The organism is Paenibacillus sp. GCM10027628, from assembly GCF_042676385.1.
Taxonomy (GTDB): domain Bacteria; phylum Bacillota; class Bacilli; order Paenibacillales; family NBRC-103111; genus Paenibacillus_E.
Map to the genome: position 1 here is coordinate 19,171 of NZ_JBHTHA010000084.1, position 18,766 is coordinate 37,936.

The window sequence follows — 18,766 nt, forward strand, 5'->3', positions numbered from 1 at the left end:
CTGATCGTAACATTGTCTACTTTTGCTCCCGGCATGCGTTGAATACACCTTAAATTTGTTCACCTAAGTTGTGGCTTTTATCGGTTCAGAGACAGCTGCAAACGCTGTAAAGTAATAACCAAGGAAGCCCTTACATCATGATTGGAAAGGCTTTCGTAAACTACAAATCAGCAAGAGAGAGGGTTGTTAGAAGAATGAAAAAGAAGTTTACAGGTATACTGTCCGCAAGTGTTGCGCTTGCCCTGGTTGCATCAGGTTGTTCAAGCACAAAAGAAAGCGGTACCAAAGCCGCTAACCCGTCTTCCACGGAAGCGCCAAAGTCAGCAGAAACGAAAGCGACCAGCCCGGTTGAAATTACGTTCTGGAATATGTTTGGCGGCGGCGAAGGCGATTTTGTCGATCAAATCGTTAAAGGGTTTAACGATTCTCAGAAGGAAGTTACGGTTAAGCAGCTTCGATTGGAGTCTAACGAGTATTATGCGAAGCTCGGTACCGCCTTATCTTCTTCGAAAGGGCCGGATGTGGCCGTTGCGCACGTTGATCGCATTTCTCCGTTTGTGAAAGCGAAGCAGATTCTACCTATCGATCAACTCGCGAATAAAGTTGGTTTTGATCTGAAGCAGATTTCGGATTCCAATTTGCAAAGTGTTACTTATGACGGCAAGCCATACGCAGTTCCTTTGGATACGCACTTCCATATGTTCTACTACAATAAAGACTTGCTCAAAAAAGCGGATCTGTTGAACGAAGACGGTACACCTAAACTGGGTGAACTCACGCCGGATGGATTCAAAAAGACACTCGCCCAAATTCACGCCAAAGTGCCGGATGTGCAAGCGCTCGCAGTAAACACACCGTATTTCCAGGAGCCATTCTTGAACCTCTATTACGAGGCAGGCGGCGACTTGTTAAGTTCGGATTTAAGCAAAGCGGCGATCAACAACGACAAAGCGCTTAGCGTATTGAAATTTTATCAGGATTTATACAACAACAAATACAGTGACCTGAACGATAAAACACCTTGGGATTCGTTCCATAGCGGCAAAGCGGCGCTTTGGTTCGGCGGTGTATGGGAAGCCGGACTTTTGCTGAACGATAAGTCGCTCAACATCGGCGCTATGCCGCTTCCCGCCATTTTCGGCAGCCAAACGCATTGGGCCAGTTCGCATTTGCTCGTCGTTCCGTCTTATGTGACGCCTGAGAAACAAGAAGCGGCTGCGAAATTTATGAAGTACTTCTCGGAAATCGGCGGCAAAACATGGGGACAAGCGGGTCACGTACCGGCGAATAGCGCTGTAACGACAAGTGATGAATACAAGAAGCTGCCATACCGCAATTTCTTTATTGAGGCACAGAAAACAGTGAAATTCGCTCCTAAGACAGATAAATACACGACGATTATTACGACTGTTTCCGAATCGCTGCAAAACATTATTTTCAACAAGCAGACGCCTGAGGAAGGCTTGAAAAACATGGAAAAACAAATTAACGATATTTTGTCTAACTAACGCAGTAGTACGGGAAAGGGTGAAGCTGCTGGGCATAGGAACACGGCAGCCTCACCCGTTCTTTTCAGAAAGAATCAGCCCTAAGGAGAATAACCAATGGAGACTAAAGTGAGAGAGAGCGACAGGACATTGGTCCTCCGCAAACCATACCCATTACGCATTGCAACAGAATTGAAGGCGATTATCTACCTTGTGCCGTTCCTTATCCCCTTTGCCATCTTCTATCTATGGCCGGTATGGCGCGGAGCCTGGATGAGTTTACACGTATGGGGCATTCAGGGAATGCAGAAGTATGTCGGTCTCGCCAATTATAAGAAGATTTTCACCGATCAAGACTTTTATTTGTATGTATGGCACTCCTTTTATTTTGTTATCATTTGTGCGCCTACGGTTATTGTGCTTGGACTCATTCTGGCCCTTATCATTAATCAAAAGATCCGTTTTCGTACAGCGATACGATCGGCTTTTTTTCTGCCTTATGTCTTGTCGGTTTCCGTTATCAGTTTTATTTGGCTGCGGTTGTTCGATTCCAAGTACGGTCCGATTAACGCTTTGATAAAGCTGCTAGGTTTTCCGGGTGATATTCACTGGCTTACTGACAAGCACTTTGCCTGGTGGGCCATTACGCTAACCACAGATTGGTGGACAGTCGGGTTCGGGATGGTCTTATTTTTGGCCGGTTTACAAGAAATTCCAATAGATCATTATGAAGCTGCGAAAATAGATGGCGCAGGCGCCTGGAAGCAGTTTTGGCATATCACGCTGCCGGGTTTGTCGAGAGTCATGAAAATACAAGTGTTTTATCAAATCATTTCCTGTTTGAAGTTGTTCGGGCAAGTTCAGATCATGACCGGCGGAGGCCCAGGGGACTCCACGAATACGATGATTCGTTACATTTACGTGACAGGCTTTAAAAAAGATATGTTCGGTCTCGCTTCCGCACAGTCGATTGTATTTTGTGTCATCATGCTGCTGGTCGCAGTCATCCAGTTCAAATTAACAAACAGTAAAGACTAACGGAGGTTGAACATGAAACAAGTCACGCTTAACGTCATCGCCGTGATTCTCGCACTAGTTTTTATTTTCCCGCTCATCTGGATGCTGCTCGTTTCGCTTAAGCCTGACGGCGTCTATGTTTACACACTCAGTGACTGGTTGAAATTTACCGATCTGAATGTAAATAATTACGTGAAAGTGATCAAAGATTCGCAAATTTTAAGATGGACCTGGAATAGTGTGATCATCGGAGTGCTCACAACTGTATTTTCGATCATTTTCAGTTCATTGGCTGCATTTTCTTTCTCAAAATTGGCTTTTAAATCCAGAGGCTTCTTTTATCTGCTCATTGTTTCGGGGTTGTTGATTCCTACGGAAGCGATTCTCATTCCGCTGTATGAAACCACACTGCATCTGAAGTTGATTGATAATATCTGGGCGATCATTTTGCCGGGTTTGACGAATCCGATCGGCATTTTGCTCTTAAAGCAATTCATGGATGGAGTGCCTAAAGATTACATAGAGGCTGCGCAAATCGATGGTAGCAGAAACTTCACCCTTTGGTGGCGCATCTGTTTGCCGTTAACGAGATCGGCCATGGTTTCCGTTGGTATTTTTTATTTTATCCTCTCGTGGAATAACTTCCTGTGGCCGTATTTGTCGATTACTTCGCAAGAGAATATGATTTTATCGGCAGGACTACCGACATTTTTGTCGAATAATACAATGTCCTTGAATCTCATTATGGCGGCTAGCGCGATCGCGGCCATTCCAACAATTGTGGTGTTCGCCGTGCTGCAGCGTCATATCGTTCAGGGCGTTGCGATGTCAGGAATTAAAGGCTAACCTTACGATCATTCGATATAGAAAGGGTTCTTACGATGACCCACACACCAGGAATGAACAGCAGATCAATGAGGAAACGAATCACCCCATGGTTGAACATATGGACGAGCAGCATACGCTACAAATGGATGCTGCTTTTATTTCTATTTTCCTTAACTCCTTTGCTCGCCTTGGGGTTTATTTCATTTTCGATCTCGAAATCGACGATCAACAATAAGGTAACGGAATATTCCGAGCAGTTACTGAAGCAAACGGCGGATAATATTGACACGCGATTAGGGATCTATAAAGATATGATGATGCAGGTCGTCAATAATAATGAAATCGTCTCTATGCTGCGCGCGCTGGATCGAACGGATGAATCGCAATACGATTTGGACAGTTTATCGCTAACCACGAAGCTTTCAACGATTATTGCGATTAATCAGGACTTCCAGTCAATCTCGTTTCTATCGCAAAAGCATTATATCAAAGGGATCTACCGCTGGAGCGATCGCTCCAGCGATAAAGTAAGCCCATTCCTCCGAACGCTGGATGACGGGAGCAATTTCCGTTGGTTTTCAACACGTCTGGGTACTTATGTAGATAGCGTGAATACGCAAAATGTCCCTGTGTTTTCCCTGGCTAAGCAGATTTACAAGACATCGGACGACAGTCCTGTTGGCTTAGTCGCCGTGCTTGACATTCGTGAGGATGTGCTGAAAGAAATCGGCATGAACACGACCAAAAGCAATTTGGATATCCAAAGCTTTGTCATCGACGGCAACGGACAAATTATTTCCTATCCGGATAATCAATTCCTTGGGAAGAGTGTCAAACAGGTCTTAGGAGAAAACGGTTACAATCAAATCTTTCAATCCTCGTCGGAAGAGCTCGGGTTTCCGCTCGAACATGACGGTCATCGACTGATCGTGAATTATAAAAAACTGCATACGAACGATTGGATTGTAGTCAATGTCATCTCGGAAATGGCGCTGTATAAAGACTCCAACCGACTGCTGCAAATTATTATGATCATTGCGGTCATTTGCATTGTTTTTTCCATCTTGACCGCCATGTTGCTGGCGAATTCCATATCGAATCCAATTCTGAAAATGATTCGCCTGATGCGGCAGGTAATGTCAGGCGATCTGAGCGTCCGATTCAGGGCGAAGCGCCGCCATGATGAATTTGATATTTTAGGCGAAAATTTCAACTACATGGTGGCGAGAATCGATGAATTGCTCAAAACGGTGTATGAGGAGCAAAATCATAAGCGCGTAGCTGAGCTTAAGGCATTGCAAGCGCAGATCAATCCCCATTTTCTTTACAACACATTGGATATCATTAAATGGACAGCTCTTCTGCAGAGAGCGAACAACGCAGCGGAGATGGTCAGTTTACTGTCGCGTCTGCTCCGGATCAGTCTGGGCAAGGGCGAAGAAACGGTTACAGTGGAGGAAGAAATCGAGCATGTGCAGTGCTACCTGGGGATTCAAAAATTCAGGTTTAATTTCAACATCGAAACGTTTGTGCATATCGACGAGGATGTTCGTGCATTAAAGACTCCGAAACTGATCCTCCAACCCATTGTGGAGAATGCGATTCTTCATGCTTTCACAGACGGTGATGCGGTAGGGGAGATTCGCATTACTTGCACTCTGCATCCCGAGGGCGGCATTCAGTTTGAAGTGGCGGATAATGGACGGGGGATGGAACCGGACGTCGTTCGCAATCTCAATGACCATCATGCGCAATCGGGCGAGAAAATGGGCGGCATCGGACTGGCGAATGTGGATGAGCGCATCAAACTGATTTGCGGAAAGCCATATGGGATAGACATTCAGAGTGAGCCAGGGGCCGGTACGCGAATCGGTATCCGGCTTCCTTTCATGGAATAGGAGGCACCTATGTTTCGTGTAATTATTGTTGAAGATGAATATATCGTTAGATACGGAATTCGGTCGATGATTGATTGGGAAAAGGTTGGATTGACGGTGATAGGTGAAGCGTCCAACGGGCAGGAAGCATTGGATTTGATTGGCCAGGAGCCGCCTGATATTCTGATTACCGATATTAAGATGCCTGTCATGGATGGCATTGCTTTAATAACGGAAGTTCGTAAAAGCAATCCGCACATGAAAATTATAATCCTGAGCAATTTGGAAGACTTTCAATATGCCAAGGAAGCGATCCGCCACGGCGTCTCGGAATATTTAATTAAGTCGGATATGATGCCGCGTGATTTTGAGCAAGCCCTTCTGAAGGTGAAGGAAGCAATTGAAGAATCTTCTCCCGTAAGCAAGGTGAAGCCTGCTGATGACGTTGAACCGTTGTGGAAGGAAAAGTTTTGGATGGATCTCACAGAGGGATCGCTGACAGATCCTGTGAACATTCAAAACGCGGTAGAAAGCATCGGATTACACAATGCCAAGTTCCCTCTATACATGCTTCACATAAACAAGAACGCATTGGAGCAGGGCATCTTGGAAGGTCAAGCTTATATTCGCATGGCGCTAGAGTCCATGGTTCCACCGTGGCAGCTCCGCTATGAAGTATTTCCGGATAAACAGGGAGAGATGAACGTTCTGTTATTTCCGGATGCACCGTCCGTGCAAGGAACGAATGCAGTGAGGGAATTTGCACAATCGCTCCTTACCCATCTGATGGACTCCAATGCTATGCGTTGCACCATCGGCATTAGTAACGGAATTCAAGCATGGAATGAGCTGCATCGCGCTTACGTGGAGGCTTTGGAAGCCGTTAAACATAAGATGTTTGTTGGCAGCGGGCAGGTAATTGCCTATGGCGTGGACTATATGCCTATGAACATGACTCGAGGCGAGAATATGAAGCTGAGCACGAACCACATTCACTCGATGGTTTATGCTTTTCAATCCAAAGAGCTGCAGGCGTATTTAGAAGGATTGTTTGGGGAACTAGCTTCCCGTAAAGACTACGATATGGTGCAAATCATTTCATTAGAGCTTTTAATTATGCTCACAACACTCTGGTCGGATGTGTCAAGCGATCAGCAAAACATCCTTCATTTGAAGAAGCAATATTTTGATCAATTGTCCAAATTGGAGACGATACACCAAAGCAAAGTTTGGTTTATGAAGGCATTCGACGAGTTAGTCGGGCACATGGTTCAGGTTTATAACAGTGATCGCAACAGCATTATTAAAGCGACGCAATATATTCAACAGTTCTATGATCAAGAAATTTCGCTGCAATCGATCAGCAACCTGGTTCATTTGAGCAAAAATTATTTTGCCAATCTGTTTAAGAAGGAAATGGGAGAAAGTTTCCTGGAGCATCTAACCCGCGTTCGGATCGAGAAAGCCAAATCTTTACTGACAGGTGAGCTGAAGACGGCGGACATCGGTCATTTGGTCGGGATTGCGGATCCGAAATATTTCTCCAAGGTGTTTAAAAAAATAACAGGCGTATCGCCTTCCGAATACCGGAGCCGAACAAGAGGAGAAGGTTAGATGCTATAATATCCATTAATGCAAACGCTTACCATATTATATAAATCCATGGCAGAAAGGGGGGGACTATATGGTCAGGAAGTGCATAGGTCTGTTAGTCCCGACGCTTGTCATAATGATGCTTGTCCTATCCGGGTGCTCGGCAAGCAAGGTGGGCAGCCAGGATCAGACCATTGACGGTCAAACGCCACTACCAGGAAACGCGGCCCCTATCGAGTTGACGTTCTGGAATTCTTTCGGCGGCGGCGAAGGAGATTTCTTAGAGCAAATCGTTCAAAATTTTAATGCCTCACAGAAAGCGGTTATCGTCAAACAACTTCGATTGGAATCCAACGAGTACTATGTGAAGCTGAGTACGGCGCTTTCTTCCGGAAAAGGACCTGATGTCGCTGTTGCGCACGTTGACCGGATTTCACCGTTTGTGAAAGCCAAGCAAATTTTGCCGCTTGAACGATTGGCGAGTGATGCGGGGTTTGATTTCAATGAAATTGATGAGTTTAATGTGCAGAGCGTAAGCTATAACGGCAAGCCTTTTGCGATTCCACTCGACACCCATTTTCAAATGCTCTATTACAACAAAGACATTTTGAAAAAAGCAGGGCTGCTGAATGAAGATGACACACCTAAGCTAGGTGACACAACGCCGGAGGGATTCATCCGGATGCTGAAGCAAATCCAGACTATGGTGCCGGGCGTACAGCCACTGGCGGTAAACACGCCTTATTTTCAGGAACCGTTCTTGAATCTATACTATGAAGCAGGCGGTGAATTGCTCAATCAGGATGGAACGAAGTCAGCGATTCATAATGATAAGGCATTGAAAGTCCTGCAGTTTTATCAGCAGCTATACGCGAGTCATTTAGCTGATTTATATGACAAAACGCCTTGGGATTCGTTTCACAATGGCAAAGCTGCACTGTGGTTCGGAGGCGTCTGGGAGGCTGGTCATCATCTAAGTGAACCATCTTTGTCTGTGGGAATCATACCTATTCCGTCGATATTCGGCAGTCCCGTACATTGGGGCAGTTCTCATACGCTTGTGATTCCTGCTTATGTGACTCCGGAGAAGCAAAGAGCTGCAATGATCTTTATGAAATATTTCTCGGAAATCGGCGGCGTTGTTTGGGGGCAAGCGGGACATGTGCCGGCAAACCGGGCGGTTGTGCAAAGTGCAGAATACCAGCAACTGCCCTACCGCAAGCTTTTTATTGAGGCACGGCAACATGTTAAATTTGCGCCGCAAACCGATAAATACGCTACAATCTTCACGACCCTTTCGGAAGACCTGCAAAGTATCGTTTTGGGCGGGCTCGATCCGGAGGAAGGCTTAGCTGCACTGGAGAAAAAGCTTAATGATATTCTGGCGAACTAAGCGCTTAGCTGAATGGACGTGCAAATGATAATTCGAACAGATGCAGGAAAGGCTTGCTGCTGCGGCAGCAGGCCTCTTTTGCATTTTTACAAATAAAACTCATTGCTTGATGGTTAAATTGAATTTCCTCAAAAGCTCTGCAAACATTTGGCACTCCTCGTCCGTCCAGTCCTGCAATAATTCCTTTAATCTATCAGACCGCGCTTGTTTATAATGGACTAATTCCTGTTTACCCAAGTCTGTGATATGAAGAGAGTATGCCCGTCCGTCTTGCGGATCGGGTATTCGGTACACGTATCCTTTGTGCTCTAATGCAGCAGCTTGCCGGCTGACGGTAGAAATGTCCAGATGTAAGGCATCAGCTAATGCTTTTACACCAGAACAACCGTACGCGCAGATTTGGTGTAATAAAAGGTAAGCCGACCGGTCGAGGTTGCCCATCTTTTTATCGGATGCAATAGATGTGAGACGGCGAACCAAAATGGCCATTTCAAGGCCAAGACTTTCGAGCGATTGTTGTTTTTGCATGTCAGAACCACCTCATATGAACAATGATAACATACCCAATCTTTTGTGAATTATGCCAAGCCATAGAAAAGAGTATTGACAATGTTTTTATTAGTTGTATAATGCAATAATATAGTTTCATAGTACAACTTGTTAGGGAGGGAGTCAATCATATAAGCAAAAATTTAGGAGAGATAGGGATAAGTCTTAAGTTGAGCAAGGCCAAACTCCTAAGTCAATTGTCGCAATTGCAGGGATCCATAGATTTGATTTAGAGACATACGGAAAAGAAGGTAGAGGAGAAATCATGAAGCGTAAAGTCATGTTATATGTCATTTTGACAGCTCTGGTAGTCGTCGGTGGGGGAATCGGCGGATATTTTTGGTATGAAGGACAAAATTATATCTCTACCGATGATTCGCGGCTGACCGGAGATATCTATAAAGTCATGCCCCGTATCACCGGCAAGGTTACATCCTTACAGGTAAATGAAGGCGATCATGTTCTGGCCGATCAGATTATCGGTCAGCAGGATACCAACAATCTGTCAACAAGCAACCTGGATCAAGCAGCTTTGCGGTCACCCATTGAGGGAACGGTGATTAAAACCTTGGTTAAAGAAGGCGAAGTTTCTTCGCCCGGTCAGACCGTAGCGATGGTCGTGGATACGAACAAATTATATGTGTCGGCAAATATAGAAGAAACCGAGATTCACAAAGTTCGGGAAGGTGAGAAAGTAGAGATCAATTTGGACAACATCCCGGGCAAGGTGTTAACGGGAAAAGTGAAAGAAATTAGCAAGGCCACCGCGTCGACATTTTCGCTGCTTCCTTCAACGAACACCAGCGGCAATTTCACCAAAGTAACCCAACGCATTCCGATCAAAATTTCGATCGATGACTACCAGGGGCTTGATTTATCACCGGGAATCAGTACAACGATCAAAATTCATTTGAAGGGCAACTAAAGCAGAGGAGTTAGTCAACAATGAAAAAAATAAATAAATTCATCCTACCAGCCGTCCTTATGCTTGCGGTAGTCAGTATTGTTCCCGGATGCGGTACGAAAGTTGCCGGACAAACGGATACGACAAGCATACCTGTCAAAGTCATTAAGCTCGGACAACCCGTAGCTGCGGGTCTGAGCGGGAAAATTATTCCGGATCAGGATATTAAGATTGTATCCAAGATTGCCGGGAAAGTTGCCGAGGTGAATGTACAGGAAGGCAGCAAAGTTAAAAAAGGAGATGTGCTTGTTCAGCTAGAAACTGGGGATTTGACGCAACAGGTCAAACAAGCTGAATCCGCCATCGCGGCCGCTCAAGCGAAGCTGGTCGATACGCAAGCAGGTGCCCGTAAGCAGGAGATTCAAGGACTTCAAAGCTCATTAAATGCAGCTCAAGGCGCCTATGATCAAGCTACTGCCGCCGTGGAGCAAGCAAACGCTGCGTTAGATCTTGCGACAAGCACTTATAACCGTTTACGGAATGCGTTTGATAGCAATTCGGGCGTATCCCAGGAGGATCTGGATAAAGGTACGCTGGATTATGAAAGAGCGAAAGCGAGTTACGAACAAGCGCAAGGTGCACAAAAAGCGGCGGCCGCTCAAGTACAAGGAGCAGACGCTAAACTGAACCTGGCCCAGGTTGGACCGACGGATAATACCATTAAAGCGATGCAAGCGGATGTTGACCGTTTGAATGCGGGTTTGGAGCTTGCGAATAGCAGTTTGAGCAACGCGACGATTACCGCTCCGATCGATGGGGTTATTGCGAAGAAAAGCATTTCGCCTGGTGAAGTTGCGCAGCCAGGAGTGCAAATTCTTTCCCTTGTGAATATGGATCAGGTCCAGGTGGAGCTCAGTGTAGCGGACAACCAGATTGCGCAAGTGAAGGTCGGCATGCCGGTTGATGTACACATTCAGAATATGCCGGAAAAAACCTTCCAAGGCGAGATCGCTTTTGTCAGTCCCGTCTCTAACCCGAACAGCAACACCTTCCCTGTCAAAGTGAAAGTCGATAACAAAGAAGGTTTGTTATTTGCCGGGATGGTTGCGGAAGTTGATATGAAAACAACCCAGCAGAGTCGATTGGAAGTTCCAAAGACCGCGATTATTAAAAAAGATCAAAAAGAGTATCTTTTCACGGCAGACGATAATACAGCGCACCTCGTTGAAGTAAAAACGGAGGAGAAGAATCAGGATTGGGTTTATGTGATGCCTAACGATAAGATCAAAGCCAATCAACAAATCATCGTCAATCCAACAGACAATATGGCGGAAGGTACGAAAGTAAAAGCCGAATAGGAGGCGCAGTTATGGCCGATGCATCGGCAGTGAATCATCAACAAGCATCAGAAGGCAACGGCAAAATGTGGCTCTCGCTGATCGCTATCGTGATGGGTACGTTTGTAGCCGTTTTGAACAGCAGCTTAATGAATGTGGCCATGAATAAGTTCGTAGCGGTATTCGGTTCGGATATCAATACAATGCAGTGGGTCATCACGGGATATACGCTGGCTTCTGCCATGGTTATACCGATGAGCGGCTTTCTGGGAGCGCGATTCGGCAGCAAAAATATATTTATCTACTCCGTACTTGGTTTTACATTGTTTTCCGTCGTATGCGGGATGGCATGGAGCGCCAGTACGATGATCCTCTTCCGGATCATACAAGGATTTGCCGGCGGGTTTATTATGCCGATCGGGATGTCGATTATTTATACGACGTTTCCCAGGGAGAAAACGGGCACGGCAATCGGTTTGTGGGGGGTTGCCGCTATGGTGGCGCCTGCGCTCGGACCGACGTTCGGAGGCTATCTCATCCAAAATTTCAGCTGGAGGCTCCTCTTTTTCATCAATGTTCCTATTGGGCTTCTTGCTGTTGTACTTGGGAAGATACTGCTGAAAGATTCACCCCGAAAAGAAGGCTTAAAGTTTGATACAGCAGGAGCTATTCTTTCTATGATCTTCTTCGGGAGCTTGCTGCTCGCCTTGAGCAAAGGGCAGCAGCAAGGCTGGACTTCACTGTTCATTATTAGTCTTCTGTTTGTTTCTTTCTTTAGCTTACTGCTGCTGATCTGGGTAGAGCTTGGAGTAAAGCAGCCCGTTCTGGACTTGAAGCTTTTTAAAAATCTCAAATTTACCATTAGCGTTATCGCGGGCAGCTTGGTTATGATGGGGATGATGGGCGGTACGTTTTTAACCCCGCTCTATCTGCAAAATATTCAAGGGCTTACTGCGATGCAAACCGGACTTGTCATGATGCCCCAATCGATTGCGATGGCACTCATGATGCCGATTAGCGGGAAACTGGCCGATAAATTCGGCATTGTTCCTTTATGTATTACAGGGTTAACGATTCTAGGCGTAACTACTTTGGATCTTCATCATTTAACGACGGATACGCCGAACCACTGGCTCAATGTTGTGCTAACGATACGCGGAATTGGCATCGGGCTTTGTATGATGCCACTGACCTCAGCGGGAATGGGTGCGGTGACTCCACAGCAGGTCGGCAATGCCTCGCCGTTATCCAATGTCTGCCGTCAGGTTGCAGGTTCCATGGGGATCGCCTTGTTTACGGCACTGATGAGCAACCGCCAGAGCGTTCACTATTCGCATATAAACGATAGCGTACCTATTGACTCGATCACAGCAAACAATGCCGTATCGATGCTCTCAGGTGCTATTTATTCTTGGTCCGTCGATATGGCAACAGCGTCGGGGACAGCAGCCGCCTACCTAGCCGGGTTCATGCAAAAAGAAGCGTTGGTCCGGTCAATCGCGGATACATTTTTTGTATCAGCCATACCTGCTTTTGTCTGCATCCCCTTTGTTCTTTTCTTTATTAAAAGGAAAAAAGCGCCCGTCGAAATCGAAAAGTAATACCTTGCATCCAGCGGTGCAAGATCGATAGATACATTTTGAGAGGAGTATGAAAATGAAAAAAAGTTTATCTGTTTTAACGAGTTCGGCATTGGCCTTAACTTTATTTTCCTCAGTAGCACTAGGAGCCGCCGCCCCAAAATCCACGAAGGATTTCAGTGACTTAAGCAACCTGGATGCAGGTACGAAGGCCAAATTTGATACGATGATTGCCGCGGGTATTTTTGATGGCGTCAGCGATGGCGTGTTTGGTCTGAATGATAAAATGAACCGGGCTCAATTTGCGAAAGTCGCCGCTTTGATTTTCGGACTGAAGATTGATCCATCATTGACGGTTTCCAGCTTCAGCGATGTGCGAGCGGATGATCCGGCAAACGGCTATGCGCTTCCTTATATCGAAGCGCTGAAAGCTGCCAATCTCACGGATGGCTTTGGTCCGGATACGTATAATCCGGCCGGTGAAGTTACCAAAGAACAGCTGGCCGCATTCCTGATCCGCGGGCTGAACAAAGATGCGGAAGCCAAAGCAACTGCGGGTGTAAGCGACAATACGGTATCCGATTGGGCTAAAGGTTATGCTGCCCTAGCCATTCAATTGCATTTGCTTGACAATCAGGCTGACCGTACATTCGGGGGAACCTCCGCTGCGATTCGCCAATTGCTGGTAACTTCCTCTTATGAAGCTAAGCAGTTGTATGAAAATGGGAATAAAGGCGGAAATTCTAACGTCTCAGGGACAATTCCGGCCGAAGTGATGACGTCTTACCCGATCAGCGGCGATACTCAAGCCCAAATCAAAAGCGTATTGCAGGAGAAAACAGTGGACGGCTGGCAAATCGGGGCTGTCATTAAACTGAATAACTCATCAGGATCTACCGTCCGTATTCCGGATTTTGATCTTCGTGTCAAATCTGCGGATGGGACCGTCTTTACATTACAGCCAAGTGCAAGCAATGCACATTCCATTTTACCTCAGAGCGACGTTACTCTAAGTTATATGGCGGACATCAACTTGAAATCAGAAGTGAAACTGACGGATCTGCTCTGGGTCGATGTCAATGAAAAAGTGTATCCTAAACAAGAGACCCTTCTTGCCGATGCACCGATCGAATCGATCGTCTGGAGAGGTAAAGATGCTGTGATTCAAGACACTTCGCTGCTGGGCAATTGGGGAGCTACCTTCTCAGCTCCTGGCGTAACGTCTGCTCTCAAGTATTCGGCTTCAGATTTGTCCACACAATTTACGGGGCAATCGCCAACCTATATTGTTGGGGTGAAAGTCGATAATCCAGGAAGCTTTACGGAAACCGTTCCGGATTTTACGCTGGCAGGGCAAGCAAATGGGAAATCATTCATCGGTAAACGGATTGAAGATGGAGCTATCAGCCTGAATGCCGGTGAACAAAAGTATATCCATTTTGCCATTACAACCGATGCGGATTCCAAATTGAATGCTTTCTACGTTCTTTCGCCGGAAAGCTTTTTAAAACAAGGCCAAACGACCCCGATTACTTATTATACGGGATGCATCGGGTTTAGGCTTCCTGCGAACGCAGGAACTGGCTCGGACACAGCGGCAAGTGCCTATACTTTGGGGACGCCAATGGTATTCAAGCAGTCTAATGATTTTATTAATCCCAATTTATCCGTATCGCTCGTCGAACTTCATGTAACTAAAAATGAAGAAACCGGCAATCAAACGGGTCTAGCTAAATTTAAAATCATCAATAAAGGCGATAAGCCGATCCCGGTTCCTGCCTTCGATACGGAATTGGCGAGTAAAGACGGCAATACCTATTCGGGAATCCGGCAAACGGTAGGCACAGCTTCAATTGCACCCGGATCCGGGGTTGTGGTTAGCTACGGTTATACCCTTCCATCAACGGACCAAAGCGATCAGTTTAAAATGAATGTGCAAGAGGTTCTGACAGGCGGCGGACAAGGTCAACCCGCGGGCACGGTTCCGACTTACAAATCAACAATTGCCACCTACAATGTGAGTGTTCAAAGCGCCGACGATCATAACAATGTATCTTTATATCCATTCCATTTGAATCTGAAAAGCTGGACGTTATCTCAGCTGACGATGATGGGAGCTTCCGGATTTTCTTACACGTACAAATTAAATCTGGATATGGACATCGCGCGTGATCCCGAAGTTGAAGTCGATAATAATTTCTCCAAATTGAAATTTGAATTAGTAGACTCTCTAGGAAGCTCTTTGGGTTCAAGTTCCTTCCCTCTCACCGGAACGAATCGCTTGGTAAGCGGAACCCAGCAGCTGAGCTTTAGCAATTTGACTCAAACACAAGTTCAAAACAACGTGTCCGTTAAAGTATATGAAGTCGTAAATACGCCAACTGGCGAAGTAGACCGCTTTATTGCTGAACTAAAATAGCAACGGCGATCAAAGATATATAAAGAGGCCTGAACATGCTGAGACATGTTCAGGCCTTTTTTATACTGGGCTAGGCGACAACGCTGTTTTTCATCGTTAGAGTCGCGATGGGTGAGTGAAATCGTGTCTCTAACGATGTTTTTCATTCGTACTCGTGAGAAGCGAGGAAATGCTGCTTTGCAGCTAAAGCGAAATCAGATCAGTAGTCATCCGGTTAAGCCGTTCGCAGCCGTTATCTGTGACCAGAACCATATCCTCAATCATGATAGCGCCTAAGCCGTGGCCGTAATAAGGCGTTTCCAAACAAACTACCATACCCGGAAGAAAAACCGCTGCTTCGGATGGACTGATGAAAGGTCCTTCTTCGGCGGCAAGGCTGAGACCTGCACTGTGCCCGAGATGGCCGCGGTTGTAATTCTCCAGCCCCGAGGAGCGAATCAGGCTCATGACCTCACTAAAAGCATTTTTCATGGGCACGCCTGGCCCGATGATCTGCAGAAGACGATCGTGTCCTGCCCTTAGTGCGTTGTAAATACGCTTCACCATATCCGAGGGAGGACCAAGCACAAACGTACGGGCAATGTCCGAGCCGTATCCGGCCACTTCGACGCCTACATCAAATTTAATCAAATCGCCCATTTCACTTGGGCGGGTGTCAAATACATGCGCAGGAGCAAAATTAGCTCCTACGGAAACCATATGAAACCGGGCTGTCGAACCGCCCGGATATCTCATCAAGGCTTTGCGGAAGGTTTCAACGATTTCCGCGGCGGACATGCCTGCCTTAATGTCACGTACGGTAGAAACGATGCCGGCTTCCGCATAAGCGCAAGCCTTGCGAAGCTGGTCGATCTCCCAAGGGGTTTTGATCGCACGCAGCTCGAGAAAGATAGGGCCTGCCTCCGCCAGTTCGGCGATTTCCTGGCAGGTTTGCCGCAGCGCCATGACGGACGGGTATCGCATTGAGCTCAGCTCGACAGCAATTTTTCCGCGGGAGACCCCGTACTCGGCGAGCACCTGATTCAGCACTCCGAACATTTCCTCCGCTTGGGGCGAAACCGGTCGCTTTCCTTGAAATTTGTCGCCGATCAGGCCCAGTGGGTCATCCACATCCACCCACGTGGGGTAGGTATGTATTTCGAATTGAGATCGATCATTCGCGACACCTGCCGCTTCGAAATCATTCATGATCAAGACCGTCTTCCGGCTAGGATCGCGAAAAAGGACAGCGAGGGCAACTTCACTCATGCGCAATGTATACATGAATGCGCTTTGGTGACCGGAAAGGTAGTAAAAGTTTTCACAGCTTGAGGCAACTAGCGCGTCGATCTGTTCCTTCTCCATGAGTTGTCTGGCTCGTTCTGTAATGGTTAATAAATGATCCTGATCGATATGAACCATCGGTCTCAGCTCCTTCGGATTAGGCTATCCTATCTCCGTATGTTAAACAGGCTCCTGAGCCATCTGCCGCAAAAATTTGCGCGCCCTCTCGGTTTGCGGCTGGGCAAAAAATTGCTCTGGAGCTCCTTCTTCCTGAATGACGCTTTCGCTCATAAAGATGACCCGATTCGCCACTTCTTGCGCAAATTTCATTTCATGCGTAACCACAATCATCGTCATGCCCTCGCCGGCTAACTGCCGCATAACTGATAACACTTCGCCTGTCAATTCCGGGTCGAGTGCCGATGTCGGCTCGTCGAACAGCATAATCTGCGGCTGCATCGCTAGTGCCCTGGCAATTGCAACACGCTGCTGCTGACCGCCTGAAAGCCGGGAGGGGTATTCATAAATCTTCTCTGACAGGCCTACTTTTTTCAATAAAGACTCGGCAAGTTGGATCGCCTGCTCCCTGGGCATATTTTTCACGGTCATCGGAGCCGTGATCACATTTTCCAGAACAGTCAAGTGCGGGAATAAATGAAAGGATTGAAAAACCATACCGGTTAAATTACGAATTTCCCGGATGGCTTTTTTCTTCTCCGCAGCATTCATGGAAGCATCCCATAAAACGTTGCCCACGCGAATTGAACCCGTACTGGGCTCTTCAAGACCGTTCAGGCATCGGAGCAGTGTGCTTTTACCTGAACCGCTAGGACCCAAGAGGACTACGATTTCTTTAGAATGTATCTTAAGGTTAATATCCTGCAGCACGGTCAAAGCATCAAATTGTTTACTAAGATTGTTAATTTCAATCAATCCGCACACACCCTTAATAAGCCTTTGATAATTTTTTCTCGATGCGGTTAAGAATGTTGGAGAACAACATGCTCATGATCCAATACATGAGAGCAATGGAAATGTAAAATGGCATGGCTACATAATATTGCGCGATGAGAAGTTGGGCTGATCGCAAAAGTTCGGTTACAGTCACGATGGAAACAAGCGATGTTTCTTTCAACATGCCGATAAATGTATTGCCCATTGGAGGAATCGCCACCCGGGCTGCCTGCGGTAGAACAATTTTGCGCATCGTTTGCCAAGGGGACATGCCCAGGGATAGTGCGGCTTCCGTCTGTCCTTTAGGCACAGAAAGGATCGCACCCCGGAATGTCTCGGATAAATAAGCGCCGATATTGATGCTAAGTGAAATATAGGCCGCTGTGAGCGGCCCAAAGGTAATACCGTAATCCGGTAATCCATAATAAATAATGAAGATTTGCACAATGATCGGGGTTCCGCGAATGATGGAAACATACCCTCTGGCCAAATTGCTGACCAGCCTATTCCCTTTTAACCGGGCGATAGCTACGATCAGGGCGACAATAAATCCAAAGAACATCGAGACGATGGTAATGAGCAGGGTATAATAAGCGCCTTTGAAAAGAAAGCCTAAGTTATCTAAAACGAGTTCCATGCATGCGGCCTCCTGAAAATGTGAGACTCTTAAAAATTCGGATCGACACCAAACCATTTTTGGTGAATGTCTTTAAGCGTTCCATCGGTTTTCATCTCGTTCAAGGCTTTGTTGATGGCATCCACCAGCTCCGGATTATTTTTGCGCATAGCGACACCTGCGAAATCTTCCTTGATCGGCGCTCCGACCGCTTTAATATTTAATTTGTTTTTCTCCATAAGCGGCTTCAGGGCAAAGATATTGTTAATCGTCGCATCAATTCTTCCGACATTCAGGTCCGACAAGGATGTAATGACATCGTTGTACGTTGCGATTTCAAAGTTGCCGACCTTCGGCATTGCGACTTCACGCAAATATTTCTCATCGTTTGTACCAAGACCGACACCGATTTTCTTGCCTTTGAAATCCTCAATCGCTTTGATCGTGTTGTTGTCGCCTTTTACAATGACATTAACCGAGTTCTTGATATATGGAATGGAGAAATCCATTGTTTTCTTACGATCATCGGTAATGGTTACTTGGCTGATCAATACATCGTATTTGTCTTTTTGCAAGCCTTCAATCAAGCCGGAAAATTCACCGGTAATGAATTCAGCCTGTACGCCAAGCTTCTTCGCTACACTCTTTGCGATGTCGGCATCGTAGCCGTCTACTTCTTTCTTATCATTCAAAAAGTTATAGGGTGCGTAGGTTCCCATCAAACCTACTCTAATTTTGCCGTTTTTCTTGATCTGCTCGAGCAGGTTGGCTGAAGCCGGAGAGACGGCCGGTGTGCTTTTCGTATCTGCAGCAGGACTTGCAGCAGGTTTTTCGGTTGCTTTTCCGCAGCCGACTAACGCCAGACCTACGATTGTGAGCAATGAAGCAGCTTTAAATAATGGTTTAACCTTGATTTTCATCTTTCATACACCCCTATATGTGATTTAAT

At 46.3% G+C, this 18,766-nt stretch carries 15 protein-coding genes; 10 read left to right on the forward strand and 5 right to left on the reverse strand.

The features are described 5' to 3' along the window. The first annotated feature begins 194 nt into the window (after positions 1-194). From ACFQZT_RS33315 to ACFQZT_RS33340, 6 genes are all read left to right on the forward strand, one after another. A complete protein-coding gene (locus ACFQZT_RS33315; RefSeq protein ID WP_379307448.1) occupies positions 195-1,508 on the forward strand; it encodes an ABC transporter substrate-binding protein in 1,314 nt (437 codons plus the stop codon). A gap of 96 nt (positions 1,509-1,604) precedes the next feature. Further along, positions 1,605-2,525, forward strand: coding sequence for a carbohydrate ABC transporter permease (locus tag ACFQZT_RS33320; RefSeq protein ID WP_379307450.1), 921 nt, complete (start codon positions 1,605-1,607; stop codon positions 2,523-2,525). 12 nt (positions 2,526-2,537) lie between these two features. Next, positions 2,538-3,350, forward strand: a complete 813-nt coding sequence (locus ACFQZT_RS33325) for a carbohydrate ABC transporter permease (RefSeq protein WP_379307452.1) — start codon at positions 2,538-2,540, stop codon at positions 3,348-3,350. Between the two features lie 68 nt (positions 3,351-3,418). Then, positions 3,419-5,230, forward strand: coding sequence for a sensor histidine kinase (locus ACFQZT_RS33330; protein WP_379307454.1), 1,812 nt, complete (start codon positions 3,419-3,421; stop codon positions 5,228-5,230). Between the two features lie 9 nt (positions 5,231-5,239). Next, on the forward strand, positions 5,240-6,823 hold the full coding sequence (locus ACFQZT_RS33335) for a response regulator (protein ID WP_379307456.1): 1,584 nt from the start codon (positions 5,240-5,242) through the stop codon (positions 6,821-6,823). A 70-nt stretch (positions 6,824-6,893) separates the two neighbouring features. After that, positions 6,894-8,195, forward strand: coding sequence for an ABC transporter substrate-binding protein (locus ACFQZT_RS33340; protein ID WP_379307458.1), 1,302 nt, complete (start codon positions 6,894-6,896; stop codon positions 8,193-8,195). A 99-nt stretch (positions 8,196-8,294) separates the two neighbouring features. On the opposite strand, the gene ACFQZT_RS33345 is transcribed toward ACFQZT_RS33340, so the two are convergent. Next, the gene (locus ACFQZT_RS33345) at positions 8,295-8,723 is read right to left on the reverse strand and encodes a MarR family winged helix-turn-helix transcriptional regulator (protein WP_379307460.1); all 429 of its coding nucleotides are present in this window, start codon (positions 8,721-8,723) and stop codon (positions 8,295-8,297) included. Between the two features lie 286 nt (positions 8,724-9,009). Between ACFQZT_RS33345 and ACFQZT_RS33350 the strand changes: the two genes are divergently transcribed. The 4 genes from ACFQZT_RS33350 to ACFQZT_RS33365 are packed head-to-tail and all read left to right on the forward strand — an operon-like array spanning position 9,010 to position 14,984. Further along, entirely contained in the window at positions 9,010-9,669 is a 660-nt protein-coding gene (locus ACFQZT_RS33350; RefSeq protein WP_379307462.1) for an HlyD family efflux transporter periplasmic adaptor subunit, read from the forward strand. A 20-nt stretch (positions 9,670-9,689) separates the two neighbouring features. Next, positions 9,690-11,006: an efflux RND transporter periplasmic adaptor subunit gene (locus tag ACFQZT_RS33355; protein ID WP_379307464.1), complete on the forward strand. Its 1,317-nt coding sequence runs from the start codon at positions 9,690-9,692 to the stop codon at positions 11,004-11,006. Between the two features lie 11 nt (positions 11,007-11,017). Further along, positions 11,018-12,586: a DHA2 family efflux MFS transporter permease subunit gene (locus ACFQZT_RS33360; RefSeq protein WP_379307466.1), complete on the forward strand. Its 1,569-nt coding sequence runs from the start codon at positions 11,018-11,020 to the stop codon at positions 12,584-12,586. Positions 12,587-12,641: 55 nt separating this feature from the next. Next, positions 12,642-14,984: an S-layer homology domain-containing protein gene (locus ACFQZT_RS33365; RefSeq protein ID WP_379307468.1), complete on the forward strand. Its 2,343-nt coding sequence runs from the start codon at positions 12,642-12,644 to the stop codon at positions 14,982-14,984. A gap of 183 nt (positions 14,985-15,167) precedes the next feature. Here the strand turns inward: ACFQZT_RS33365 and ACFQZT_RS33370 are convergent, their stop codons facing one another. From ACFQZT_RS33370 to ACFQZT_RS33385, 4 genes are read right to left on the reverse strand one after another with little or no spacing between them, the layout of a single operon-like run. Next, positions 15,168-16,385, reverse strand: coding sequence for a M24 family metallopeptidase (locus tag ACFQZT_RS33370; RefSeq protein ID WP_379307470.1), 1,218 nt, complete (start codon positions 16,383-16,385; stop codon positions 15,168-15,170). A gap of 42 nt (positions 16,386-16,427) precedes the next feature. Further along, entirely contained in the window at positions 16,428-17,180 is a 753-nt protein-coding gene (locus tag ACFQZT_RS33375; protein WP_379307472.1) for an amino acid ABC transporter ATP-binding protein, read from the reverse strand. A gap of 13 nt (positions 17,181-17,193) precedes the next feature. Next, positions 17,194-17,838, reverse strand: a complete 645-nt coding sequence (locus tag ACFQZT_RS33380) for an amino acid ABC transporter permease (RefSeq protein WP_379307474.1) — start codon at positions 17,836-17,838, stop codon at positions 17,194-17,196. A 29-nt stretch (positions 17,839-17,867) separates the two neighbouring features. Next, a complete protein-coding gene (locus ACFQZT_RS33385) occupies positions 17,868-18,737 on the reverse strand; it encodes a transporter substrate-binding domain-containing protein (protein WP_379307476.1) in 870 nt (289 codons plus the stop codon). Positions 18,738-18,766: the final 29 nt, after the last annotated feature.